We start from the raw sequence: 23984 nt of genomic DNA, 5'->3' as shown, positions 1-23984 counted from the left end.
ATCGTCCGTTGTTGACTGTAAGGAGCTAGCAGTCGGCGTTCAAACCTAGCTCCCCACACCCAAAAACTGTTTAGAGCCAGTCATCGTCATCCTCGTCCCAATTGTCATTCTGGTAATTAGGCCCAGAACGGCCTGCACCCACACCATAACTAGAACTAGGTCTGCGATAGGGCGTATCAAAGCTATCATCGTAATCTCGGCGGGGTGAGTCACCCGTAATCGTCCGGCGAATCGACCCGAAGAAGTCGTCCTCTTCCTCCTCGGTCTGGGCGTATTGATACGCTTCTCGCTTGAGATTGTACAGCGCATCTTGCAGATTCGCCTGAGCTAGATCCACGCTGCGTTCGTCATTAGATTCCAGCGCTTCCCGTAGTTCTTGGATCAAGACTTCGATCCGGCGGCGCTTGTCGCTGGCAAAGTACATGCCATAGTCGAGTGCTACTTGTCGTAGTTCTCGCTCTGCTTCATAGGTCAGCGCTTCTGAGCGGGTGCGCTTCTCCACGCGATCGCGGCGTTGGCGATCGGCATCGGCAAATTGCTCCGCTTCTTGAATCATCTGCTGCACTTCTGCTTCGCTGAGATTCGAGGCTTCTTGGATCACGATGGTTTGCTCGCGGCCTGTGGTGCGATCGAGCGCGGTCACTTGCAAAATCCCGTTGGCATCAATATCAAAAGATACCTGCACTTGGGGCAGTCCTCTAGGAGCTGGGGGAATGCCATTCAGCTTGAACCGCCCTAGAGATTTGTTATCCGAGGCCATCTCGCGCTCACCTTGCAGCACATGGATTTCCACCACGGTTTGATTGTTCTCGGCAGTGGAGAAAATGTCAGACTTGCGGACGGGAATCGTGGTGTTACGCGGAATTAGCTTCTTCATCGCTCCAGAAATGGTTTCCAGACCGAGGGAGAGCGGGGTTACATCCAGTAGCAAAATATCTTTGACTTCCCCTGCCAAAATGCCTGCTTGAATCGCCGCTCCAACCGCCACGACTTCATCCGGGTTGACGTTCTGGTTTGGCTCGCGATCGATCAACCCACGCACCAGTTGTTGCACCATTGGGATGCGAGTGGAGCCACCCACTAAAATCACTTCATCAATCTCTGCCGGAGACATACTGGCATCGGAAAGCGCCCGCTTTACGGGAATCCGCAGACGACTGACCAAATCGCCACACAGTCCCTCAAACAGCGATCGCGTCAGTTTGGTTTCTAGGTGCTTCGGGCCATCAGCGGTAGCAGTGATGAAAGGTAGGTTGATTTCGGTGACGGTGACACCAGACAGCTCAATCTTGGCTTTCTCGGCTGCTTCAGTGAGACGTTGCAGGGCTTGGCGATCGCGACGTAAATCTACGCCTTCCTCTTCTAAAAACTGCTCGGCTAGCCAATCGACAATCTTTTTATCAAAGTCGTTACCGCCCAGTTGGGTATCACCACTAGTGGATTTGACTTCAAACACACCCTCCCCAACTTCCAAGATGGAGACATCAAACGTGCCGCCACCCAAGTCAAACACTAGTACCGTTTGGCTTTGTTGACGATCTAAACCGTAGGCGAGGGATGCCGCAGTGGGTTCGTTGAGAATCCGCAGCACTTCCAAACCCGCAATCCGTCCCGCATCACGAGTGGCTTGGCGTTGGGAGTCATTGAAGTAGGCAGGAACCGTAATCACCGCTCCTGTCACAGACTCACCCAAGTAGCGCCCCGCATCATCGGCTAATTTCCGCAGAACCTTCGCTGAAATTTCTTCAGCTGCAAAGTCTTTATCCAGCCGGGGACATTTAATTTTGACGTTGCCGCGATCGTCTTTGCGAATGGTGTAGGGAACTCGCTTCGACTCTGGGCTCAACTCAGCATATTGCCGTCCAATGAACCGCTTTGCTCCATAAAAGGTGTTTTGTGGGTTCAACACGGCTTGCCGCCGAGCCATTTGCCCGACCAGCAATTCGCCTTCTTTGCTAAAGCCAACCACTGAGGGGGTAGTCCGCATGCCTTCGGCATTGGCAATGACCACTGGCTTCCCGCCCTCCATGACGGCGACCACTGAGTTTGTCGTACCCAGGTCAATGCCGACTACTTTACCCATGCGTTGAAATTCTCCCCGCGTATCTTAACTATTGTTGAGATCATTTGCTGGATTCATTCTATCTTGCTAGCGAGGCTGCTCAGTGCTAGGGTACCCATCAATCCATCGATAGGCTAGGTTCGGGTTTCCGCCCTATTTCTCCCCCTTCAGGATCGGCCATTTGCGATCGCGCTAGCTGCCAATCTAAATACAACACGACAATCTGAAGTTTCAGGACACTATATAGCCGCTTCAGGTTGCAAGGTTGCCTAACCCCAAGCTGACACGTTAATTATTAACCTGTCTTGGATCATTGGGTGGTGGGTGGCGACCTATTTCTTGATCGGCTGCCCGAATATTAATAACGCGATCGCGGTTGAGATCTAACGCTGCCACAGTGGCTCGACCTGTGGGTGTGAGGCTAAGAATCAACAGGCCACTTGCAGACCAAATAAAGTGATGGCTCCAAACGTCTTGTCGAGGATTGAATAATAGGACTTCAAGATTAGAGTCAGGATCAATGGCAGTTGTTTTAGCAGCTTTGCGGCGATTGCAGTGGAAGCAGGCTAAAGCTAAGTTATCAAGGCTATCTGCTCCACTTTTGGCCAAAGGAATTACATGATCAACTGTAAAACGCACATACTGCCACTGCTCTGAGGCGTGGCAATACTCACATAAACCACTTGCTCGTTGACGTACCTGTTCCTGGACAGCCTCAGGTATTTTGTTGCGAGACACGCTTACAGACCTTACTGATTTTGAGTAAGGAAAAGATTGCGAACGGTGCGGTTCACCAAACTCAAATAGTCATCAATTTCCTCGTAGCAGTCTAGCTCCTGATCTTCTTCTTCACTGAGTGAAGATTGTTGCTGCTTCACCAACAATTCTTCAATCCGAGTTTGGACGGTGGCAGTCGCTCGAAAGATCGGAATCCCTTCTTCTAACTCAATCCGCACAGCTCCTTCTATCGGGAGGCTCGCAGGTAGGCGATCGAGTTTTGGCAATAAGGGTATAGTCACGGAACTAGACACGCGTGTTGTAGAACGATTATATCGTTAGCACTTTGTTGAGATAGACATCTGCCCTCCAACTCCAGTCAGCTAGAGGGCGATCGCCTGAATCGATTTATTCGTCGCCTTCTTCGGTTTGGAACAGATCGGTTGCCTTACTGCCCAGCAATCCGAAGATTGCCCCAATTCCCATACTCCAAGTAGTGTTACAGGTTTCAAATACACGAGCTTGTTGAGGTGATAGGTGTTCGTTAGCTGCTAACCAGAATGAAGCGCTACCGGACAGTAGGGTGAGAGAAACGACGGTGAAGAAAATTTGCTGGAAGGCAGGGGTGATTTTGAAGCTGTTCATGATTTTTTGCGGTGAACATTTACCCTTTCAGCATCTCCAAAGTGGCTTAGAGTATGGTCAGACCTGGTGTTCGGCTTGTTGTCAAAGTTGTCAGATTTGTCAGAATTGAGTGAACGATTTGGGTTTCGCAATGGGACGGCGATCGCTCCAAGCCTCTAAGCAAGGCATTCAAGCTATCAAAAAAGCACTGAAAGGCAAGAAATGGTCACAAACTTACCTTGCTGGGGCTGCTGGTTGCTCTCGCCAAACAATTTGGAGCTTGCTACAAGGCAATCCAACCGATTGCGATGTGTTTATGGAAGTCTGCAATCAGTTAGGGATGAAGCAGGAAGAAATTGCAGAACCAGAAATAACTGAGCCAGAACAAGATAACGGCGAACAAATCGACGCTCTCGTTCAAGCAATACGCGAAAGCATCAGACCGTACATCCAAGAGAGATGCGGCATGATGAGGGTGCTGGATATGGAGCAGCCGATCGGGTTGGGTGACATTTACACCAGCGTCAACATTCTGGAGAGAATTACCGGACGTAGAGGGCTAGATATATCTGAGCTAATGCAGAATGCCGACCCAGAACAGTTCGATCGCTTTTGTTTAGGAAAGGTGCGAGAAAAGCGGGTTCCAGGTTTAGAAGCGGTTGAGAAGTTTTCCAAGTTGATGATTTTGGGCAAACCTGGGGCGGGAAAAACTACCTTCCTCAAACATTTGGCGATGCAGTGCATTGGTGGCAAATTCCAGCGCGATCGCGTTCCAATTTTCATTACCCTGAAGGATTTTGCTGAAGCAGACGAAAAGCCTAATCTACTCACCTACATCGAGCGTTTACTTTTACCAGATTTAGGAGGCGATCGCCCAAATGCTGCGCCCCTACACAACATTCTGCGTGCAGGCAAGGCATTGATTTTATTAGATGGGCTGGATGAGGTTAGAGAAGCGGATAACAATCGAGTTTTACGACAGATTAGAGAATTTTCTGAACAATTTCCTCAAAATCAATTTGTCATTACCTGCCGTATCGCTGCACAAGAATACACTTTTGAACGGTTCACAGAAGTTGAAATTGCTGATTTTAATGACGAGCAAATTTATCATTTTGCAAGCAGATGGTTTTATAAGAAAAGCAATTCAATCAAAGTAAATCAATTTTTACAGAAACTGAGAAGGAATGCACCGATTCGAGAACTAGCGAATAGCCCATTACTATTGGCACTTTTATGTCTAGTTTTTGAAGACTCTAGCAGCTTTCCTGATAATCGCACAAGATTGTACGAACGGGGCATCGACAGGCTACTTAGAAAGTGGAATCTACAAGAACGAGAATATGATCCTATCTATAAAAAGCTTTCATCGGATTATCGCGAAGATCTACTCGGCTATATTGCATGGAGAACATTTGAGAATGGAACCTATTTTTTTAGACAAAGAGAAATAGGCAAACTAATTCGAGAATACTTTGAGAGTTTGTCAGGTATTCCCCCAGAGGATTTACTAAAATTGGACTCCAAGACTGTTTTGAGTTCTATTGAAGTGCAACATGGATTATTGATCGAAAGGGCACAAGGTATTTGGTCTTTTTCTCATCTCACTTTTCAAGAATATTTTGTTGCAAGGCAAATTCATGAGAGTGGGGATTGGAAAATTTTACTTAAGCAAATTAATGAAAAGTACTGGCGAGAGATATTTTTATTGGTAGCTGAAATGGTAGATGCGGACGAAGTGAGTAAATTCTTCAAGGCAATAAAGAGTGAAGTTGATAAAATCCTAGCTTTAGAAAGAAATCCGGAGATATACGAATTTATGACATGGGTGAAAGAAAAAGCAAGTCAGTTGTCAACTTCTTATAAATCTGCTGCCATCCGTGCTCTATATTTCGATTTCACTTTTCAAGATGATCACTTGGTTTCTGGAATTCCAAGAGATTTTGCTTTCAAGCTTGATCCAGCTCTCGCTTCTGATTGTGTTTCTTTTGAGGGTATGGGTCGCCATATAAATCTTGGAAATGCTCGCTCTCCCGAACTTGCAACCGATAATGCCCTCATATCAATTTTTGAGGATTTTGCGTATCCTATTCCTATGAGTTTTTCTAGAAGTTTTGTCTATAAAATTGACTTGTGTCCAATCCTTGATGATGCTATTAGCCAAACTAAAGTTTCTGTATTTCAGGAAGAACTAAAACAACTAAGAGAACAACTACCAAAATCAGACATTGTAGAAGATACGTTTGAACAATGGTGGTTTGGCAAGGGGCAGAGTTGGATAAATCAGTTCAGAAATATAATGATTAAATGCCGTAAAGTAGGATATACTTGGCGCTTTACAGGCGAACAAAAGAGATTGCTTGGAAACTACTACGATGCAAACAAATTGTTAATAGATTGTTTAGCAGTAAGTAACGCCAGCCAAGCAGTAAGACAAGAAATAGAAGGCACCCTGCTCCTACCGATCGCGGAAATTGAAAAGCGAAAGCAGCAACATAATCCTTAAGATTAAGCAGTGGAGGAATGACTCCCAATGGAAGAATTAGTAACTCTAAAAGAACTACTTTATCAAGGCAAAATTCCTGAAGCCTTGGAACTAGTTGAAGAACTAGAAGAAATGAGTAAATCGGATAAATTAAATAAAATTTTTAGTTATGGCATCATCTTGCTTTTACATTTAATTAAAAAGTCTGCTGATCAACACACCACTCGCTCTTGGGAAACCTCTATCTTCAACGCAGTCAAGCAAATCCAACGTGTAAACAAGCGCCATAAAACAAAAGGCACTTATTTAACAGAAGATGAACTGCTAGAAACTTTGCAAGATGCTTATGAATCTGCACTACGGCAGGCAGCGCTAGAAGCATTTGAAGGGCGTTACGAAACAGAAGAGATTGCTGCACTAGTGGATCAACAAGCGATCGTGGATGAAGCGATCGCCCTTATTCTAGACAAGCCCAAGAGCGAGAACCCTGAAGGCTCTGAGGCTGAATGAGATGGCGATCGCCCCTAATGCAAGCGATCCCCCCTACCGGGATAGTGATCAACGACCAGAGGATAGAAAACGGCGATTTGAGCGATTAACTTTACTAAGACTTCAATATGTAACGGTTTGCAACGTATAATGAGGAGCGGGAAACCGTTAAAAAATTCTGAAGAGCGGTAGGTTACATGCGAGTTGCGATCGCTGGAGCAGGCTTAGCAGGGCTTTCCTGCGCCAAATATTTAGTGGATGCGGGGCACACCCCCATCGTCTTGGAGAGCCGAGACGTATTGGGTGGCAAGGTAGCCGCGTGGAAAGACGAAGATGGCGACTGGTACGAAACAGGGTTGCACATCTTCTTTGGTGCCTACCCCAACATGCTGCAACTGTTCAAAGAATTGAACATTGAAGATCGGTTGCAGTGGAAAGAGCACACCATGATCTTCAACCAGCCCAGCGCTCCGGGCACCTACTCGCGGTTTGACTTTCCCGACATTCCCGCTCCCCTCAATGGTGTCACCGCCATTCTGAGTAACAACGACATGCTGACCTGGGGAGAAAAGATCCGCTTCGGCTTGGGTCTGATTCCCGCCATGATCAAGGGTCAGAATTATGTCGAAGAGATGGACAAATACTCTTTCTCCGAGTGGCTGAAGAAGCAAAACGTGCCCCTTCGCGTTGAGAAAGAAGTATTTATCGCGATGGCGAAAGCCTTGAACTTCATCGACCCCGACGAAATTTCCGCCACAGTCGTACTCACAGCCCTCAACCGCTTCTTGCAAGAACGTTACGGCTCCAAAATGGCCTTCTTGGATGGCGCACCCCCAGAACGGCTCTGTCAGCCAATGGTGGATCACGTCACTGAGCGCGGCGGTCAAGTACGGCTAAAAGCGCCACTGAAAGAAATTGTGCTGAATGAAGACAATACGGTAAAGCACTTTGTCATTCGTGGGCTGGATGGTGCTCCCGACGAAGTTTTGACCGCTGATCTGTATGTCTCCGCCATGCCTGTCGATCCGCTGAAGATCATGCTGCCTCAGCCTTGGCAGCAGATGGACTACTTCAAAAAGCTCGACGGCTTGGAAGGCGTACCTGTGATTAACCTACACATGTGGTTCGATCGCAAACTGACCGATGTCGATCATCTCCTGTTCTCGCGATCGCCCCTGCTCAGCGTCTATGCGGACATGAGCAACACCTGCCGCGAATACGAAAACCCCGATCGCTCCATGCTAGAGCTAGTTTTGGCTCCTGCTAAAGATTGGATTACCAAATCTGATGAAGAGATTATCGCCGCCACAATGGTGGAGCTAGAAAAACTCTTCCCTGATCACTTTGTTGGTGACAATCCAGCCAAGCTACTGAAATCCAAAGTCGTGAAGACTCCTCGATCCGTGTATAAAGCAGTACCAGGCTGTCAAGCTTGCCGTCCCACACAAACCACTCCCATTAGCAATTTCTATCTAACGGGAGACTATACAATGCAACGCTATCTAGCCAGTATGGAGGGGGCCGTACTTTCTGGTAAGCTGACAGCGCAGGCGATCGCCTCTGCTCATCCCAACTCAGCTACTCCAGCTCCAGGGCAGAAGTCCCTGCAAACCACTACTGCCTAGCCTGCGACGTTAGCGAAGCGCCCTGAAGGACATGCTGCAACTGCCTGATTCCCCTCGCGTGAGAACTCTGGCCTCTTTAGAGGAGTCCTACGAATTTTGCCGCCAAATTACGGCAAAGTATTCCAAAACCTTTTACCTCGGCACGCTCTTGATGCCAGAGGCAAAGCGTCGTGCAATCTGGGCAATTTATGTCTGGTGCCGTCGCACTGACGAGTTAGTCGATGGGCCACAGGCAGCACAGACGACGCCAGAAACGCTCGATCGCTGGGAGCAGCAACTAGAGTCGGTTTTCGCCGGACATCCACTGGAAGACCCAGATGTCGCCTTAGTGGATACTTTAGAGCGGTTTCCCCAGGATATTCAGCCGTTCCGCGACATGATTGCGGGGCAGCAGATGGATTTGTATCGCAGCCGCTATCAGACGTTTGAAGAGCTAAATCTCTATTGCTATCGAGTTGCAGGTACCGTGGGGCTGATGTCTACAGCGGTGATGGGCATAGATACCACCTATCGCACCGCCCCTTGGGACCGCAGCACGCCTCCAGGACCGATTGAAGAAGCGATCGCGCTGGGGGTGGCAAACCAGCTCACTAATATTTTGCGCGACGTGGGTGAAGATGCCCGTCGCGGCAGAATCTACTTGCCCCTAGAAGACTTAGCTTTATTCAACTACACCGAGCAAGATCTATTTAATGGGGTGGTAGACGAGCGCTGGCGAGAATTGATGCGCTTCCAAATTCAGCGGGCTCGCAAGTTTTATACCCAAGCCGAGCGCGGCATTAGTCGGCTCAGTCCTGATGCTCGTTGGCCTGTTTGGGCAGCAACCGGACTGTATAGCCAGATTCTTAACGCGATTGAGAGCAACCAGTACGACGTATTTCGACAGCGAGCCTATGTCAAAGGCCCTCGTAAACTAATGTGTCTACCCGTGGCTTGGCTGCGCTCTAAAGCACTCTAAATTATTCTTTTTGTGTGCTCTAGATCACAGCATAGTTGTGATCTAATTTCGACTTTACGGTTTACAGGCTCGTGATTCTGGGTATGATGAGGGTGCCTCTGCTGGAGGTAGAACTAGCAATGGCAGGCTAGAGCGTTCTGGAAGTAGGGTTATTGGTGATTTCTGCCATTTTCTTGAAAAATCACTTTTATTATTTGTTAATTGTGTTTTCTAACACTCTTCAGAAGCAATCGATTCGCTTACGTTAAAGGACGATTGTTGCCTCCTCCAAGGATAGTGCGTAAAGCAAGGGAAGATCTGAGTAGTGCGTGATACCAGCCTACTAACTGAAGTACTCCACCTGGTGGTTCAGCCCAGCGATATAGAAGCGCATGCTTTCTTCTGCAAGCTAGGGTTACACCCGATTCCTGATGTCCCAGAACTGCTCTGTTTGGTGCTCGATGAAAGCCATCTGCCAGAGGTGTTTTGCCAAATTAGTCAGCAACTCTCGGAAACGGGACAGATGGATTCGCGCTTTATCCTAACGCGATCGCCGCTCCACTCCAAAGCCTTGTTGATTGAGTTTCTAAACGCTCAACCCCTGAGCCAGGTTACAGTTCCCATTAAGCATCAGTGGTTTTTTCAGGCATTGGCCGATCGCGCTTTTGTCTTCAAGTATCAGCCTATATACAATCTGGCTTCCGGTGACGTGATGGGTTACGAGTGCTTGGCTCGGACGGCTCAGGGCCAAGACCAATACTTCAATGGCAAACAAATTTTAGATGCAGCGCTCTTAACTCATTGCACTCATGAATTTGATGAGCTAGCCCGTGAAACTTGCATCAATGCGATCGCCCAAGTGAGCAATGGCCAAACCTTCTTTATCAACGTTCTGCCGAATGCACTTCTGCAAGGGCCACAATCCTTAGAGCGCAACTTGGAGCAAGTACTCAATCTGGGTCTACAGCCACAGCAAATTGTTTTTGAGCTAACCGAAGTCGAAGCTCTGATGCAACATCCAGAACTTGTGCATTTAATCCAGCAAATACGGGAGTACGGATTTGGTGTGGCGATCGATGATTTGGGCGGTCAAGTGGCGATCGATCACTATTTCATGGCTCTGCGCCCCGATGTGATTAAGCTAGATCGACAACTGATCCAAGGTTGTAGCCGTCATCCTCTGCAACAAATTCTGCTCAAAAGCCTGCTTTATTCCGCTCACGAAATGGATGTTTTAGTGGTGGCAGAAGGCTTAGAAACTCTGGAGGACATTGCTTTCTGTCGAGACTTAGGGGTTGATTTAGGCCAAGGCTTTGGGCTAGCCAAACCAGAAGTAACGCTGCAACAGCACAGCTTAGATATTCTTAATTTCCGCTCCCCTCCGATCAATCGCCGACCTGCGATCGCGCCTTTGTTTCCTGCCAAGTCAGCCAGCTTTGACAGCCGCAAGCCTCGCCTGACCCATGCCATTAGCTAGCTTGTAGCTGACCTTTTTAGCTGGCGTTTTTGGCTTGCATTAAGACCCCTCAGCTTGCATAGTAGATGGAGTCCAAGCCCTGCGACGATCCATGCAACTCGAATTTGTGCCTGTTGAAGATTTCTATTTCGCTCTGACCTTAGCGGTTCGTACCCTCGAAGATATCCCCGATGCAGAGCTAATAGAGCAAATGCGATCGCGTCTCAAGGACAAGTTTGGTCAGCCTTCCACCGTGGCCGCAGCCAAGCAAAATACGTTTAACTACGTGTTTCGCGTGCATGACTATGACAACAGCCCCGCGAATCAGTTGGTTGTGTCAGTGGCAGATTGGCAAGACAAATTGCGCCTCAGTAGCGACTACGGTTGGATCTTAGATACCGAGCGCAAACCTGTCCGTACCGAACGCTTTGAGCGCCGTCCAGAATTTTGCCAAAAACTGCGATCGCACCTGCAAGAGTGGTTAGAGGTGCCCATCGGCTAGAAATCACTCGCCTCCTCAACCATAAAAAATGCCCCTCACCAGAGAGTAGAACTGGGAGGGGCATCTTGTTAAGCAGGGACAGAGAGGCTATCCCTAACTAGGACTCTTTAGCGGGCAGGAGGCTGACCAGGGGTGCGGCCACCTTCGTCATTACTGCCACCACGGGGGCTAGAGTTGCCTGGGTCGCAACCTTCAGCGCCGTTTCCGATGCCTTGGTTACAGTTCTGCTTGCCACTGTTCTCGTCGTCTTGTTCCTCAGTTTGAGTCTCTTGCTCAGTTTGAGTTTCTTGTTCAGTTTGCTGTTCAGTTTGCTGTTCAGTTTGGGTCGTGCCACCCTGCTGAATCACATAGGGAGACGAGAAGCTCTGCGCTCTACCTGTGCTCACCAAAGCTTGGTACAAGAAAGAACAGACTTCTGCACGGGTTGCAACGCGGTTGAGTTCCAAGCGATTGGTGTTGGGATAGTTCACCACGATTCCTCGTTGTGCCAAAGCTGCAATCAGCGTCCGGACATCAGCAGGAATTGTCGCCGCATCGCTATAGCCTTGCAGAATCGTATCAACTGAGGTGGTGCTGGTGACCGAGGTGTAGTTTAAGCCTCTGGCTAAGGCTACTAACACATCCAAACGAGTCAGGCGAGCCGTGGGGTTGAAGAGGCGATCGCTATCAGCGCCAAAGAAGCCCATTGTGTAAGCTTCGCGAATCGCGGTGTAAGCCCAGTAGCCACTGGAGACATCGCGGAAATCGAGCGCTTCTCGAACGGTTGTCTGGTTAAAGGCTTTGCGGAGCACTGCAGCAAATTGAGCCTTGGTTACTGCTTCGCTAGGACGGAATGTATTGTCGGGGAAGCCCTCAACAATATTTTGTTGCGCTAAGCGAGAGATGAATTCATACGCCCAGTAGCTACGGGAAACATCCGTAAAGCTAACCTGAGTGGTGCTGGTGGTGGTTTGCTGACCAGTGGTTTGCTGACCAGTGGTTTGCTGGCCACCGGAGGTAGTGCCTTGACTAGTGGTAGATTGGCTAGTTATACGAGCCATCAAGGTTTGGGTAGCAGTTTCATCAAACGCTACCACTGAGCCAGTCGCATTGGTGCGATAAACCCAAACTTCATCGGTGCTAGCAACAACCACTCGGAAACCTGGGACATCACCAGCGGTACAAGTGGATGCAGTACCAGGGACACCTAAGCAGCTATCAGACCAAGTTTCCTGCTGGACAGAAACTACCCGCAGTTGAGTAGCTTGGACTTGGCTGCGAGTGGTGATTGCTTGGTATACAGAAGTGGCGATCGCTTGAGTAAATCTAACTTGGCTACTGCTAGATTGACTGGTTGTGGTGGTCTGACTAGTTTGAGTTTGGGTGGTCTGACTGGAGCCACTGGTTTGAGTGGAGCCTGTAGTCTGGCTGACGATTTGCTGCGTCGCGGTCTCGTCGTACACGACTTGAGAGCCAGTCGCATTGGTACGGAACACCCAGGTTTTGTTATCACCTTCTACAAAAACTCGGTAACCTGGAACGATCGCCTGTGTGCAAGCCACACCAGGACCACCTAGACCCAAGCAACCATTGGACCACTCTACTCGTTCTGCTCTAGCGATTCGCAGGCTAGCAAGTGATAAATTCTGGCTGGTAGAGATTTGCTGGAGGATAGTTCTAGAAACGCCTGTAGATAGTTCAGCTTCCCCACCATCATCGTCCCCACCATCATCGTCCCTACCATCATCATCGTCGTCCCCACCATCATCGCCATCATCGTCGTCGCTGTCGTCATCTGACTGACTGATGATCAACTCGCCAGATTGCTCCCCAGATTGCTCTGTAGAAAGTTGCTGGCTAGAAACAGGTGAATTCGTTGCATCGGCTTCTGCATTGAGAGCATTGGCTGGAGCAAAGGCAGTCATCGACAAAATCGTGGCAGCTAGAAACAGCTTGCCCAACGAAGCCAAAACGCCTTGATTCATAGATCCTCACACTCACGTAAACGGTTAAAGTGACAGTTTTTAACTGGTATATGTTCCCTGATTGATGCCTTAGAGGTCTTTTCGCTGAGCGTAGGTCAAAAAATATATGATGAAAAAGACTATTTACAAATCTTAAGAAGATAGCGGGAATGACCCAGCAGTTAACAAAGACCAGCACTTTTGAGAAACTGACTTGGACTTGGCGCGGCTACCCTATTCAATACACCGTGATGGGCACTGGACAACCCCTAGTGCTCATCCACGGTTTTGGAGCTTCCATTGGCCACTGGCGCAACAATATTCCAGTTTTGGCAGCGGGTGGCTACCGAGTGTTTGCCTTGGATCTACTGGGGTTTGGTAGCTCAGCCAAGCCGGATATTGAGTACAACTTAGAACTTTGGCAAGCGCTGCTCAAAGACTTTTGGGAAGAGCAGATACAGCAGCCTGCCGTATTTGTCGGTAACTCCATTGGTGGTTTGCTGAGTTTGATGGTGCTAGCCAACCATCCAGAAATTGCCGCTGGAGGTGTGTTGCTCAACTGTGCGGGGGGACTCAACCATCGCCCAGATGAATTGGTGCTACCTCTACGACTCGTGATGGCCACTTTCACCAAACTCGTCAGTTCGCCACGGTTCGGCCCTTTAGTGTTTAATCGCATTCGCCAAAAGCATCGGATTCGGAATACGCTGCGCCAGGTTTATCGCAATGCTGAAGCTGTCACGGATGAACTCGTAGACTTGCTTTACACTCCCTCTTGCGATGAAGGAGCCCAGCGGGTATTTGCGTCTATTCTCACGGCTCCTCCTGGTCCCACTCCAGCGGAATTGTTGCCTCAAGTCCAGTGTCCTTTGCTGGTGCTCTGGGGAGAGCGTGACCCTTGGACTCCGATCAGAGGAGCCGAGGTTTACCGGAAGCTGAGCGATCGCGAACCGGGAGAAGATGTGCCTCCGGTGCGTTTTGTCGCCATTCCTGACACGGGTCACTGTCCTCACGATGAGCGGCCTGAGGTGGTGAATGCTCTGATGCTAGACTGGCTCGCTCAGATGTCCCTCTAGGCTCATGTCCTCAACTCATGCCCTAAACTCATGACGGTTTTTGAAACGCCACGTCTGCTTTTGCAGCAATTCACCCTGGATGATGTGGATGGTTTGGCTGCGATGTATGCCGATCCTGCTGTAATGACCTTTTTAGGCGGTCCTCGCTCTTATGAGATGACACAGCAGCATATTGAGCGCATTATTCAAAACTATCAGGACTACGGTTTTGGGCTTTGGGCTGTGATCCATAAGGGCGATCGCCGATTAATGGGACGCTGTGGATTGATTCCGCAAACGATCGAGGGACAAGCGGAGGTTGAGATTGGCTATTTACTTGCCCACGCTTATTGGGGGCAGGGATTAGCGACGGAGGCAGCTACGGCGATTCGAGATTATGGGTTCAATACGGTGGGGTGCGATCGCTTGATTTCTTTGATCGATCCTCACAATTTGGCTTCGCAGAAGGTGGCGCTGCGGGTGGGGTTAACTTATGAAAAAGATGTGATTTTGTCGGACAAGCCGATTCGAGTTTATGCCATTTATAAGCCTGTGAGCTTTTAGCGGTATTTTAGGTGCGAAAACCGAGCCCTTGGGGGCGCTTGCCCCCAAACCCCCGCTGAGGGACGGTTGCGTCCCCCAGACCCCCTCCAAAAGTGAGATTAGGTTTGTTGCAGTTTTCTCTGGTTTTGTTGCGATCCTCGTCTGTGGTGTGAGTTTACCAATCGCTATTTGCTTGTGTAATGTGGGCAGTGCTGATGGATGGCAATAGGAGGGGTTTATGGCTAGCGATCGCAAAATTGCCGTGGTGACGGGTGCAAATCGAGGTTTGGGTTTGGAAACGTCGCGGCAATTAGCGAAGGAAGGTGTTTATGTGATTCTCACGAGTCGTGATCAGCGCAAAGGGCAAGTTGTTGTCGAGCGGTTGCAGTCTGAGGGTTTGGAGGTTGGGTATCATTCCTTAGATGTGACTGATGCGGCCAGTGTGCAACAACTCGCCCAGTTTGTTCGTGATCAGTTTGGTCATCTAGAAATTCTGGTCAATAATGCTGGCATTGGCGTTGATTTTGACAATGGCAGTCTCTTTAATCTGCAAATCGAGACACTGACACAAACCTTACAGACTAATCTTTATGGCCCGATTCTGCTTTCCCAAGCATTAATTCCGCTGATGCAGGTGCAGGGATATGGCCGTGTTGTGAATGTGGCTTCTGGAGCAGGGCAGTTGAGCGAGATGAACAGTGGCTATCCCAGTTATCGGATGTCGAAAACGGCTCTCAATGCTTTAACCCGCATTCTGGCGGATGAGTTGCAAGGGAGCAATATCTTAGTGAATTCGGTGTGCCCCGGTTGGGTAAGAACAGATATGGGTGGCCCTGATGCCCCTCGTACGCCAGAGCAAGGAGCAGACACGATCGCCTGGTTAGCCACTCTACCAGATGGTGCTCCTACAGGCGGATTCTTTCGCGATCGCCAACCCATTCCCTGGTAAGGCATCTTGCAGATGAGATTTAGCCATTTCTGTGCTCACCCATGATCGCTGGGGCAAACTTAGGACATGGCTGCTTAATGACACTAAGGCGATCGCGGGTTTGGGAGATAGCAATCTAGCATGTTTAATGCCACAGAACTTTTAATTGAGAACTTTTTAGAACAACTCAGAAGCGCCTACCAACGCACCTATGGCAGTTGGAAATCTGAATACCAGGAGATCATTGCCTGGGTGGGCAGTATGGCGCTGGAGAATATTGCCAACAGCGATGCGCTCTATCACAATGTGGAGCACACGATTCTGGTTACGTTGGTAGGGCAAGAAATTCTCCGGGGCAAGCATATCCGGGATGGTGGTGTTTCTTGCGACGATTGGCTGCACTGCATGGTCTCCCTGCTCTGCCACGACATTGGCTATATCAAAGGGGTTTGCCGTCGCGATCGCCCAGGTCTCTACGCTACAGGCATCGGAGATACGATGATTGCTCTACCACCCGGAGCCACGGATGCCAGTCTCACGCCTTACCACATCGATCGCGGCAAGCTATTTATTGAGGAGCGGTTCGGCGGACACCCACTAATTGACGCTGAAGAAATTAAGCGCAATATCGAACTTACCCGGTTCCCGGTGCCAAACGATAGCGACCATCAAGATACAATTAACTACCCTGGTTTGCTCAGAGCCGCAGATTTAATTGGTCAACTGAGTGATGTTCGTTATTTGCAAAAAATCAATGCGCTGTTTTACGAATTTGAAGAAAACGGCACCAACAAACACTTGGGTTATCACCATCCTGGCGACTTGCGGCAAGGCTACCCAAAGTTCTTCTGGAATGTGGTCTACCGCTACGTAGAAAACGCCCTCACGTATCTGCGATTAACGCAACAAGGCCAACAAATTATCGCCAATCTTTACGCTAATGTTTTTGTTGTAGAACATGGCCCAGCAGCAATTTAAGGAAGGAGTTTAGAAGAGGAGCGATCGCCCCCCTCCATCAAGCTCAAAAGTAATTACCCCAAATGAGGGGTTGACGATGCTGGTTTTTCTCTGTTAGCGTCATGGCATAAAGCTTAAAAACTAGCAAAAAATTTTTTCGCAGATGCTATCTCTTCGCAGCAGCTACTTTTATTTTTGGTTTATGGAGGTTCACTTGGAGTGAATCCAGCTTCGGCTGATTCTCCAGGTGGACCGCAGACAAGAGGCTCTGCGGTCTTTTGCTTTTTAAGGACAGATTTCACTCACATAAGATACAGACAGCACCCAGACTCATGACGACTCCCCGCACCCAAGCAATTTCTCAAGTGGCCGCAGCTAGCCTGTGTGTCAGCAGCTTTGGTGACTCCTTGAAGACGCAGCGTATTTCCTACCTGCGTCTTTCTTTTTGGGGTAGCTGGTTTTATAGCTTTTACTTTTGGACCAGGAGTTCCGGGTAAAGTGGCTATGCTGCTCACTGCACGACCCGGAACTTCCACAAGGTTCCGGGTTTTTTGTTATCCACCCATCCTTACTCTCTCGGAGACCCACCATGTTAAATGCCAAACTCGCTAGCAAAGCCCACGCCAACCACAAAAGCGTGATTCAACTATCTGATCACGTGACCGTTGGAGGTAAGGATCTGCTGATTGTCGGTGGTCCTTGCACTGTGGAAAACCTAGCCCAGATGGAAGCTGTGGCTAGCCGCCTACTCACAGCTCCGATTCAAGCGCTACGGGGTGGGGTTTACAAGCCTCGTACCTCTCCCTACGCTTTCCAAGGCATGGGAGCGGAAGGGTTGGAGATTCTGAAGGCAGTGCGGCAACGCTACCACTTGCCCGTCGTGACTGAAGTAATGGCCATTTCTCAGATCGAGGAAATTGCGGCTCATGCCGATATGTTGCAGATTGGTAGCCGCAACATGCAGAACTACGACTTGCTCAAAGCACTGGGTCAAGCAGGCAAACCGATTTTGCTGAAGCGGGGTCTCTCCGCCACGATTGAGGAATTTGTTCTGGCAGCAGAATACATCCTGGCTCACGGCAATCCCGATGTCGTGTTGTGCGAACGCGGGATTCGCAGCTTCGACCCCTACACCCGTAACGTTCTCGACTTGGGTGCGGTTGCTGCCCTAAGGCAAATCACCCATCTGCCGATCATTGTTGACCCCAGCCATGCCGCTGGAAAGCGAGAACTAGTGGCAGATCTAGCGAGAGCTGCGATCGCCTGTGGTGCTGATGGCCTGATCATTGAATGCCACCCAGAACCAGAGCAATCAGTCTCAGATGCTCGCCAAGCCCTCTCCTTAGAAGAGATAGCGGAACTAGTAGCGAGCTTGAAACCGATCGCGACTGCGGTTGGGCGAAGCATTGCAGAAATGAATACCCGTCCTCTAGTTCCGGTTTTGGCGGGAATGGTGGGCGTTAAGTAACAAAACAGATTCCAAACACTTACTTCAAAGACTTGCCCTAAAGACTTGCCTCATGATCAGCATATGGAGGAATATGCCTTTATTCTCCTGAAATGAGACTTCAGCTTTATGCCTGCCCTCAGTCAAGCAGCTAGTCTGCCGCTGCTTCCAGAACTGATTGATGGATTGCCCAATATTTCTGGCTGGGAGGCAGAAGTGCGATCGGTGGTGAAGCACGATCGCCCAATTTTTCTACCTACAACCAATATTCGCCTTCAGGATGTCTCCGCTGCTTTTGCGATCGCCCTCCACATGCACCAGCCCATGATTCCGGCAGGCCGAGAGGGAGAACTGATCAGCAATTTGCAGTATATGTTTGAGCATCCTTATGAAGGAGATAACCACAATGCTGGTCCCTTTGCCTACTGCTACAGCCGCATTGCCGACTTCATGATTGATCTGGTGCGTCAAGGTTGCAATCCTCGCATCATGCTGGATTACTCTGGCACTCTTTTGTGGGGGTTGCGGCAGATGGGTCGGGGAGACATTTTAGAAAACCTCAAGCGCATCACTTGCGATCGCACTTACCACCCTTATGTGGAGTGGCTCGGCACTTTCTGGGGACATGCGCTAGCCTCGACTACCCCAATTCCTGATTTGAAGCTGCATATTCAAGCTTGGCAACATCACTTTGCGGCTATTTTTGGCTGGGATGCTTTAGCGCGAGTGAAGGGATTTTCTCTACCAGAAATGCACCTCCCCAATCATCCTGACACGCTATTTGAACTAGTAAAAGCTCTAAAGGAAGCGGGTTATCGCTGGCTCCTCGTCCAAGCAGATACCGTAGAAACCACCACAGGCCAACCGCTATCGCAGCCCCATCTCCCCCATCAACTGGTAGCCCGCAGCGCTGAGGGAGAAACGGTCAGCATCACAGCCCTGATTAAAGCTCAAGGTGCTGACAATCAGTTAGTCGGGCAGATGCAGCCCTACCAAGAAGCTAGAACTCTCAACCCGCAACTCGTGGGTCAAGTCATGATCCCGCCATTGGTTGCTCAAATGGGTGATGGCGAAAATAGCGGCATGATGATGAATGAGTTTCCCAGTACTTTCAGAAATGCCTGGTATGACATGAGCGCCCAAAACCAAGGTCACTTTGGTGTCGTCGGCCTCACGGGCACCGAATATCTAGAACTCATAGAGGCGGCAGGTTGCAGCCCAGAGAATTACCCAGTTTGTCAGGCCAAGGGTCAGTACCAAATTTGGCAACGAGTCTCCGAAACTGCGACTCCCAAGGCGATCGCGCGAGCCATTACCGAACTCAAGCGAGAAAATCCTAGTTTTCAGGTAAAGGGGATTTCCTCGGCTCATGCCCTGCGCTGGGGCCAAGGCAACGAGCCTGTTTCGGCTTCCATGCAGAAACTCAGTGCATTGTTTCATCAAACCCTTGATCCTCTCCTGGAAGCTCAATCAAGCAATGGCGAAGCTAACCCTCACCCTAGTGCGTTAAGCTCTGCCTTAACTCAGCAGCCCCGTTACCGCCAAGCTCTCCTTTACAACCTGTTAGTCCAAACCAGTTGTTTTCATTATTGGGGTCAGGGAATGTGGACTGAATATGCCCGTACGCTCTACAGTCGAGGTAAAGAAAGTATCTCTAATAATTTCTAAAGAGTAGCTTGATTGTGGCGAATGCCATAAAGCGATCAGGGCGATCGCCCTACCTTTCCCCGACACAACTCCTGCTTTAATAGATAAAAAACTACAAGGTTAGCCGTTTAGCACTTTGTTAAGCTAATTTTTTTAGAAACAATTTAATTGGAATTAGTGCGTAGGTTAGAAAAACTATCTCTTCAAGCTTGCTTTAAGAATTGATTTCCTAGTCGATCAAAATTTCAGTAACATTGCATTTTTTGGTATTAATTGCAACAGGATTATTGGATCTATGCAGAGACATTTGAGCCGCTCAAAGTCCTGTTAAATCGAACAGTGGTATGGTAAGCTGGACTCGAAGAGTTTTATTCGGCTGTAGGGTTTGTTTTCTCATTTCGACAGGCATCTCTCCGAATTTAAATCTCTGCAATTTCTTTGATTCTGGAGAGTTTCATGTCCATTTACGTCGGTAATCTGTCTTACGATGTCACGCAAGACGATTTAAATGCCGTTTTTGCAGAGTACGGCACTGTTAAGCGAGTTCAACTTCCCTTAGACCGGGAAACGGGACGCCCCCGTGGTTTTGGCTTTGTCGAAATGTCCACAGAAGCAGAAGAAACAGCAGCAATCGAGGCTCTTGATGGCGCTGAGTGGATGGGTCGGGATCTAAGAGTTAATAAAGCTAAGCCCCGTGAAGAGCGTAGCGGCAGCGGTGGTGGTAGAGGTCGTGACGATCGCAATAGCTGGGGTAACAGCGGCGGTGGCGGCGGTGGCGGCAGAGGCTACTCCCGCTATTAATCATTTCCTAGAGACTGAAGCATTGGCTTAAGTGGATTGAATTTGCGGTAATCCTGGTAAACAATACTCATCACAATTCAGAGGCAAGCTGAGGGATATACAGAATGACCCAAATTGTTCTGGGCGAAAACGAAGGAATTGAGTCAGCGCTACGTCGCTTCAAACGTCAAGTTTCTAAAGCTGGAATTCTCGCTGACGTGAAGCGTCAACGCTTCTTTGAAACTCCTCAGGACAAGGAGAAGCGTAAAGCGCTAGCCAGACGTCGCAAACATCGCTTTCACTAAACTAGGGCTAGATTAGGCGAAGAGTTGTCAGTTGGCACTCTTCGCTTTTAGTTTGAGGCGGGCGATCGCAGAGCTACGGCCTGTGGTTGGCTAGCCGCTTGGACAAATGCCTTAAAAATCCTCTGTTGTCCGGGATCTTCTGGTGCGAGTTCTGGATGCCACTGCACTGCGATCGCCCAAGGATGATGCTGATGTTCTAACGCTTCAATCACACCATCTGGGGCTTGAGCGGCAATCCGCCAACCAGGAGCTGCACTTCGGGCTGCTTGGTGATGCCAAGACACTACATTAATTTCTGTTTCCCGATGGAACAAAGTCGCAAGCCGCGTTCTAGGCACAAGTTGCACGGGGTGCTCAGCGCAGTGAGACTGATCGGCTCGGTGAATAACTGTGTCACCAAACTCATCGGGAATGTGAGGAATCAACTGGCCACCACTCACAACCATAAAAATCTCTAGCCCTCGGCAAATTCCTAGCATTGGGATGGATGTTTTCAAGGCCAGGTTAGCGAGTCCGAGTTCAAAGGCATCTCGCTCGGCATTAACACGGTAGATGCTGGGATGGGACGAACCGTCGTATTCGGCTGGGTCAATATCACCACCCCCCGAAAAGAGCAAGCCATCAACAAAATCGAGGATTCGAGCCTGATGCATTTCACCAGGAGTGAGTAATATAGGCGCCCCTCCAGCCCGTCTGACTGCATCTATGTAGTTGCTGAATAGAGAATAGTGCCCTGTTTCATTTTTGCAGGAAGTCGTGATGCCAATAATTGGCGGCTTCGTGATGGAGTTGGGGGATGGAAGAGGAAACAACATGCTGCACAATCATCCTAAGCAAGACAACCAGGAGAGCGCAGTCTTAAGCCAGAGTGCGATCGCCCGCTGATGATCAACCACAATGGGATCATTCACTATATACTAAATTTCCCTAATTCGTTCTAGGAGTTGGCACGATCCCAAACTGAATCTAGGGTCGAAGTTTAGGATACTTTAGTTGCATTCGTTCTAACTGTGTTCAAACTGTCAGACTTGACTCCAAACTCGCTCTAGTTTTCAAGACTCTCGTTTGGGTGAGGCGGTTGTAGCGGTATAGCGATCGCAGGTGTCATCGCAAACAGTCATCGCAAACAGGATAGACAGAATGGTAAACAGCTGTACGCTGACCAAAGAGGGTATAGCGGTTGTCACGCACTTGTTCGTAAATGCGATCGCCACTCCATTTTAGGCCAGGGAGGGTACGATAAGCGGCGACAAATACACTGCCCAGGGGAAACAGTTGACCAATTTCTTCAGCGGCATCACTCCCCTGCCACCGTTGTTGTGGGTTTTCTGCGTCAATTAAGATCATGCCTAGTTCGCAGTCTTGAGGGGTGACGTTCCAGTGTTGCAAGCTTTCTGGGTCTTGCATTGGGATGTACTGGAAGCGATCGCCTTGATCGAGGCTTTCTAGAAGTTGGACTAGGGTGACGCAGAGGTTGCATTTGCCGTCGTAGATTACGGTGTAGGGCATAGGATATTTTAAGGTTGCTTTTTCTATTCTGAATCAATTATTTGGTGAGAATCCGAGCCTTGGGGGCGCTTGCCCCCAAACCCCCGCTGAGAGACGGTTGCGTCCCTCAGACTCCCTCCAAACGAGTTAAGGTGTGAGTGCTTCGAGTCTTGGTTGCGTTAGCGATTGGTTTTGAGCTGTTAGGTCTTAGCTCCTACTCCCTGTTTCCTAAGGTCTGTCTCCTCATCCCTCATCCTTCATCCCTCATTCCTCCTCACTTCTCCCTCATCCCTCATCCCTCATCCCTCATCCCTCCTCACTTCTCCCTCCTCACTTCTCCCTCCTCACTGCTCCCGCTTCACTTCTAAAATACCGAGTAGATGCTATGAGAGGTGTGGGTGTGGATATTGCATGTTGGCGATCGGTAGGATTGGGGGTAGGTACGATCGCGCTGTTGGGTGGAATGCCTGCTGCGATCGCCCAAACGCCTCAGTTTAGTGATGTCCCGCAAAACTATTGGGCTGGCTCTTGCATTGGCGAACTGGCGCAACGGCAGATTATCAAGGGGTATCCGGATGGTCGGTTTCGTCCAGCTGATCCAGTGACGCGGGCGGAGTATGCAGCGCTGTTGCGGCAGGCGTTTTCTAATCAAGCTCCGGTGCGGGAAGCAACAACTTTTACGGATGTGCCGAGTAACTATTGGGCGGCAACGGCCATTCAGGAAGCTTATCGTCGGGGATTTCTTTCTGGGTATCCCGATCGCAAGTTTATGCCAAATCAGTCGATTCCTCGTGTGCAGGCGGTGGTGGCGCTAGCCAGTGGTTTGAGCTACAGCCCGACCCAGCCAACCACACAGGTTTTGAATGGGGCTTATGCAGATGCGGGAGCCATACCAGACTATGGGCGCAATGCTGTGGCTGCGGCAACGGAGAAAAGTTTGGTCGTGAACTATCCTAAAATTCAGCAGTTGGAGCCTGCCCGCGTGGCGAGTCGAGCAGAGATTGCGACGTTTTTATGTCAAGCGATTCAGCCCGGATTGGTGTCAACGCAATATATTGCTAATACTCAGCAATTCTCAACGGAGACACAAACGGCTGAAGCAGGAAATGTGCAAGCTCAGCTCACTTACCGACCGCGTGAAAGTTTGGCTGATAATTTCCGGATTCAGATTAGTCGTGCGGGTCAGGCAGTTTTAGCAGCGGCGGTACCTGCGGAGGAAGGATTGCAGCGCTTTTCTAATCTAGAAGTACGAGATCTCGATGGAGATCAGGAACCGGAGGTCATTCTGGATTTGTTCAGTGGTGGGGCTTACTGCTGCACGTCTTCTTACATCTATGGCTACAACGCCGCCCAACGTACCTACCAGCCCATTCAGCAGTTTTGGGGCAGTCCTAGCTACAAATTGGAAGATTTAGACCAGGATAATTTGCCTGAATTTGTCAGTGGTGATTACCGCTTTGATGCTCAATTTACGGCACATGCAGCTTCTGGATTGCCCATCCAAATTTGGCAATATCGGCGATCGCAAATGCAGAATGTGACGCGCAACTATCCTCAATTGATCTATGAAAATGCCGTTCAACAGTGGCAAAACTACACCTACAGTAAAGACTCAGGAGCCAGTGCTGTTCGTGGGTTTTTAGCTGCTTATTTAGCGGACAAGTACTTGATTGGTCAGGGCCAAGAGGGTTGGCAGTTGGTGCAGCAGGCTTATCAGTACAGCGATCGCCGCCAGTACTTCATTGACCTCAATGATTTTCTGCGGAAAACTGGCTATATTACTGGGCCATAACTGGGTTGCAATTTTTAGCTAGGGACGGAAGCCCCGCGTTCTACCCGCCAGTGTGAACGTCGGGATAGGGAGTCCGTGATGGAGTGAAACGGAATCGCTAATCAGGAGTATTTTGCCCCTGTACATACTGCTTCAATTGGGAAACTGTTACTCCACCACAGCTAGCAATGAAGTAGGCTTCATTCCACAACACAGACTTTTT

23 protein-coding genes are annotated in these 23984 nt (G+C 49.3%); 15 read left to right on the top strand and 8 right to left on the bottom strand.

The window, feature by feature from the left end; translation table 11 throughout:
• Positions 1 to 70: 70 nt before the first annotated feature.
• The 4 genes from dnaK to KME12_19840 all read right to left on the bottom strand — a co-directional run bounded on the left by dnaK (position 71) and on the right by KME12_19840 (position 3424).
• Positions 71 to 2083, bottom strand: coding sequence for a molecular chaperone DnaK (dnaK, locus tag KME12_19855; protein MBW4490042.1), 2013 nt, complete (start codon positions 2081 to 2083; stop codon positions 71 to 73).
• A gap of 267 nt (positions 2084 to 2350) precedes the next feature.
• Positions 2351 to 2800: an HNH endonuclease gene (locus tag KME12_19850; protein MBW4490041.1), complete on the bottom strand. Its 450-nt coding sequence runs from the start codon at positions 2798 to 2800 to the stop codon at positions 2351 to 2353.
• Positions 2801 to 2811: 11 nt separating this feature from the next.
• The gene (locus KME12_19845) at positions 2812 to 3081 is read right to left on the bottom strand and encodes a hypothetical protein (GenBank protein MBW4490040.1); all 270 of its coding nucleotides are present in this window, start codon (positions 3079 to 3081) and stop codon (positions 2812 to 2814) included.
• A 106-nt stretch (positions 3082 to 3187) separates the two neighbouring features.
• Positions 3188 to 3424 (bottom strand): hypothetical protein, encoded by a 237-nt coding sequence (locus tag KME12_19840; GenBank protein ID MBW4490039.1) that lies wholly within the window; start codon positions 3422 to 3424, stop codon positions 3188 to 3190.
• 109 nt (positions 3425 to 3533) lie between these two features.
• Between KME12_19840 and KME12_19835 the strand changes: the two genes are divergently transcribed.
• The 6 genes from KME12_19835 (at position 3534) to KME12_19810 (ending at position 10897) form a co-directional block, all read left to right on the top strand.
• The gene (locus tag KME12_19835) at positions 3534 to 5909 is read left to right on the top strand and encodes an NACHT domain-containing NTPase (protein MBW4490038.1); all 2376 of its coding nucleotides are present in this window, start codon (positions 3534 to 3536) and stop codon (positions 5907 to 5909) included.
• Positions 5910 to 5936: 27 nt separating this feature from the next.
• Entirely contained in the window at positions 5937 to 6398 is a 462-nt protein-coding gene (locus tag KME12_19830) for a DUF29 domain-containing protein (GenBank protein ID MBW4490037.1), read from the top strand.
• A gap of 176 nt (positions 6399 to 6574) precedes the next feature.
• A complete protein-coding gene (gene pds, locus KME12_19825) occupies positions 6575 to 8002 on the top strand; it encodes a 15-cis-phytoene desaturase (protein MBW4490036.1) in 1428 nt (475 codons plus the stop codon).
• Between the two features lie 31 nt (positions 8003 to 8033).
• Complete coding sequence (locus KME12_19820; protein MBW4490035.1) at positions 8034 to 8960, top strand: phytoene synthase; 927 nt, start codon at positions 8034 to 8036, stop codon at positions 8958 to 8960.
• A 304-nt stretch (positions 8961 to 9264) separates the two neighbouring features.
• Positions 9265 to 10416 carry an EAL domain-containing protein gene (locus tag KME12_19815; GenBank protein ID MBW4490034.1) on the top strand — a complete coding sequence of 384 codons (1152 nt, stop codon included), beginning with the start codon at positions 9265 to 9267 and terminating at the stop codon, positions 10414 to 10416.
• 91 nt (positions 10417 to 10507) lie between these two features.
• Positions 10508 to 10897: a hypothetical protein gene (locus KME12_19810; GenBank protein ID MBW4490033.1), complete on the top strand. Its 390-nt coding sequence runs from the start codon at positions 10508 to 10510 to the stop codon at positions 10895 to 10897.
• 107 nt (positions 10898 to 11004) lie between these two features.
• Here KME12_19810 and KME12_19805 read toward each other — a convergent pair whose 3' ends face one another.
• Positions 11005 to 12861 carry an S-layer homology domain-containing protein gene (locus KME12_19805; GenBank protein MBW4490032.1) on the bottom strand — a complete coding sequence of 619 codons (1857 nt, stop codon included), beginning with the start codon at positions 12859 to 12861 and terminating at the stop codon, positions 11005 to 11007.
• Positions 12862 to 13010: 149 nt separating this feature from the next.
• On the opposite strand from KME12_19805, the gene KME12_19800 reads away from it, so the two are divergent.
• From KME12_19800 to rpsU, 8 genes are all read left to right on the top strand, one after another.
• Positions 13011 to 13916, top strand: a complete 906-nt coding sequence (locus KME12_19800) for an alpha/beta fold hydrolase (protein ID MBW4490031.1) — start codon at positions 13011 to 13013, stop codon at positions 13914 to 13916.
• A gap of 30 nt (positions 13917 to 13946) precedes the next feature.
• Positions 13947 to 14459, top strand: a complete 513-nt coding sequence (locus tag KME12_19795) for a GNAT family N-acetyltransferase (protein ID MBW4490030.1) — start codon at positions 13947 to 13949, stop codon at positions 14457 to 14459.
• 217 nt (positions 14460 to 14676) lie between these two features.
• Positions 14677 to 15387, top strand: coding sequence for an SDR family oxidoreductase (locus KME12_19790; protein MBW4490029.1), 711 nt, complete (start codon positions 14677 to 14679; stop codon positions 15385 to 15387).
• A gap of 120 nt (positions 15388 to 15507) precedes the next feature.
• Positions 15508 to 16344, top strand: a complete 837-nt coding sequence (locus KME12_19785) for a metal-dependent phosphohydrolase (GenBank protein MBW4490028.1) — start codon at positions 15508 to 15510, stop codon at positions 16342 to 16344.
• A 568-nt stretch (positions 16345 to 16912) separates the two neighbouring features.
• Complete coding sequence (aroF, locus tag KME12_19780; GenBank protein ID MBW4490027.1) at positions 16913 to 17791, top strand: 3-deoxy-7-phosphoheptulonate synthase; 879 nt, start codon at positions 16913 to 16915, stop codon at positions 17789 to 17791.
• Positions 17792 to 17899: 108 nt separating this feature from the next.
• Positions 17900 to 19438, top strand: a complete 1539-nt coding sequence (locus tag KME12_19775) for a glycosyl hydrolase family 57 (protein MBW4490026.1) — start codon at positions 17900 to 17902, stop codon at positions 19436 to 19438.
• Positions 19439 to 19873: 435 nt separating this feature from the next.
• Entirely contained in the window at positions 19874 to 20218 is a 345-nt protein-coding gene (locus tag KME12_19770) for an RNA-binding protein (GenBank protein MBW4490025.1), read from the top strand.
• Positions 20219 to 20322: 104 nt separating this feature from the next.
• Positions 20323 to 20502 (top strand): 30S ribosomal protein S21, encoded by a 180-nt coding sequence (gene rpsU / locus KME12_19765; protein MBW4490024.1) that lies wholly within the window; start codon positions 20323 to 20325, stop codon positions 20500 to 20502.
• A 47-nt stretch (positions 20503 to 20549) separates the two neighbouring features.
• On the opposite strand, the gene KME12_19760 is transcribed toward rpsU, so the two are convergent.
• Complete coding sequence (locus KME12_19760; protein ID MBW4490023.1) at positions 20550 to 21317, bottom strand: gamma-glutamyl-gamma-aminobutyrate hydrolase family protein; 768 nt, start codon at positions 21315 to 21317, stop codon at positions 20550 to 20552.
• 289 nt (positions 21318 to 21606) lie between these two features.
• Entirely contained in the window at positions 21607 to 22011 is a 405-nt protein-coding gene (locus KME12_19755; protein ID MBW4490022.1) for a DUF393 domain-containing protein, read from the bottom strand.
• 364 nt (positions 22012 to 22375) lie between these two features.
• Here KME12_19755 and KME12_19750 point away from each other — a divergent pair, with 364 nt between their 5' ends.
• On the top strand, positions 22376 to 23782 hold the full coding sequence (locus KME12_19750; protein MBW4490021.1) for an S-layer homology domain-containing protein: 1407 nt from the start codon (positions 22376 to 22378) through the stop codon (positions 23780 to 23782).
• A 97-nt stretch (positions 23783 to 23879) separates the two neighbouring features.
• Here KME12_19750 and KME12_19745 read toward each other — a convergent pair.
• The coding region (locus KME12_19745; protein MBW4490020.1) for a transposase at positions 23880 to 23984 on the bottom strand (105 nt) is incomplete at its 5' end.

This window comes from Trichocoleus desertorum ATA4-8-CV12 (assembly GCA_019358975.1).
GTDB classification, from domain to species: domain Bacteria; phylum Cyanobacteriota; class Cyanobacteriia; order FACHB-46; family FACHB-46; genus Trichocoleus; species Trichocoleus desertorum_A.
This window is presented reverse-complemented; position numbering and strand designations above follow the sequence as displayed.

What these genes read in the sequence shown, in the direction of transcription:
- rpsU (MBW4490024.1), top strand. Translation starts at nt 20,323, where the DNA reads ATGACCCAAATTGTTCTGGGCGAAAACGAAGGAATTGAGTCAGCGCTA.
- KME12_19810 (MBW4490033.1), top strand. Translation starts at nt 10,508, where the DNA reads ATGCAACTCGAATTTGTGCCTGTTGAAGATTTCTATTTCGCTCTGACC.
- dnaK (MBW4490042.1), bottom strand. Translation starts at nt 2,083, where the DNA reads ATGGGTAAAGTAGTCGGCATTGACCTGGGTACGACAAACTCAGTGGTC.
- aroF (MBW4490027.1), top strand. Translation starts at nt 16,913, where the DNA reads ATGTTAAATGCCAAACTCGCTAGCAAAGCCCACGCCAACCACAAAAGC.
- KME12_19820 (MBW4490035.1), top strand. Translation starts at nt 8,034, where the DNA reads ATGCTGCAACTGCCTGATTCCCCTCGCGTGAGAACTCTGGCCTCTTTA.
- KME12_19790 (MBW4490029.1), top strand. Translation starts at nt 14,677, where the DNA reads ATGGCTAGCGATCGCAAAATTGCCGTGGTGACGGGTGCAAATCGAGGT.
- KME12_19840 (MBW4490039.1), bottom strand. Translation starts at nt 3,424, where the DNA reads ATGAACAGCTTCAAAATCACCCCTGCCTTCCAGCAAATTTTCTTCACC.
- KME12_19750 (MBW4490021.1), top strand. Translation starts at nt 22,376, where the DNA reads ATGAGAGGTGTGGGTGTGGATATTGCATGTTGGCGATCGGTAGGATTG.
- KME12_19800 (MBW4490031.1), top strand. Translation starts at nt 13,011, where the DNA reads ATGACCCAGCAGTTAACAAAGACCAGCACTTTTGAGAAACTGACTTGG.
- KME12_19775 (MBW4490026.1), top strand. Translation starts at nt 17,900, where the DNA reads ATGCCTGCCCTCAGTCAAGCAGCTAGTCTGCCGCTGCTTCCAGAACTG.
- KME12_19795 (MBW4490030.1), top strand. Translation starts at nt 13,947, where the DNA reads ATGACGGTTTTTGAAACGCCACGTCTGCTTTTGCAGCAATTCACCCTG.
- KME12_19805 (MBW4490032.1), bottom strand. Translation starts at nt 12,861, where the DNA reads ATGAATCAAGGCGTTTTGGCTTCGTTGGGCAAGCTGTTTCTAGCTGCC.
- KME12_19760 (MBW4490023.1), bottom strand. Translation starts at nt 21,317, where the DNA reads ATGTTGTTTCCTCTTCCATCCCCCAACTCCATCACGAAGCCGCCAATT.
- KME12_19785 (MBW4490028.1), top strand. Translation starts at nt 15,508, where the DNA reads ATGTTTAATGCCACAGAACTTTTAATTGAGAACTTTTTAGAACAACTC.
- KME12_19755 (MBW4490022.1), bottom strand. Translation starts at nt 22,011, where the DNA reads ATGCCCTACACCGTAATCTACGACGGCAAATGCAACCTCTGCGTCACC.
- KME12_19830 (MBW4490037.1), top strand. Translation starts at nt 5,937, where the DNA reads ATGGAAGAATTAGTAACTCTAAAAGAACTACTTTATCAAGGCAAAATT.
- pds (MBW4490036.1), top strand. Translation starts at nt 6,575, where the DNA reads ATGCGAGTTGCGATCGCTGGAGCAGGCTTAGCAGGGCTTTCCTGCGCC.
- KME12_19770 (MBW4490025.1), top strand. Translation starts at nt 19,874, where the DNA reads ATGTCCATTTACGTCGGTAATCTGTCTTACGATGTCACGCAAGACGAT.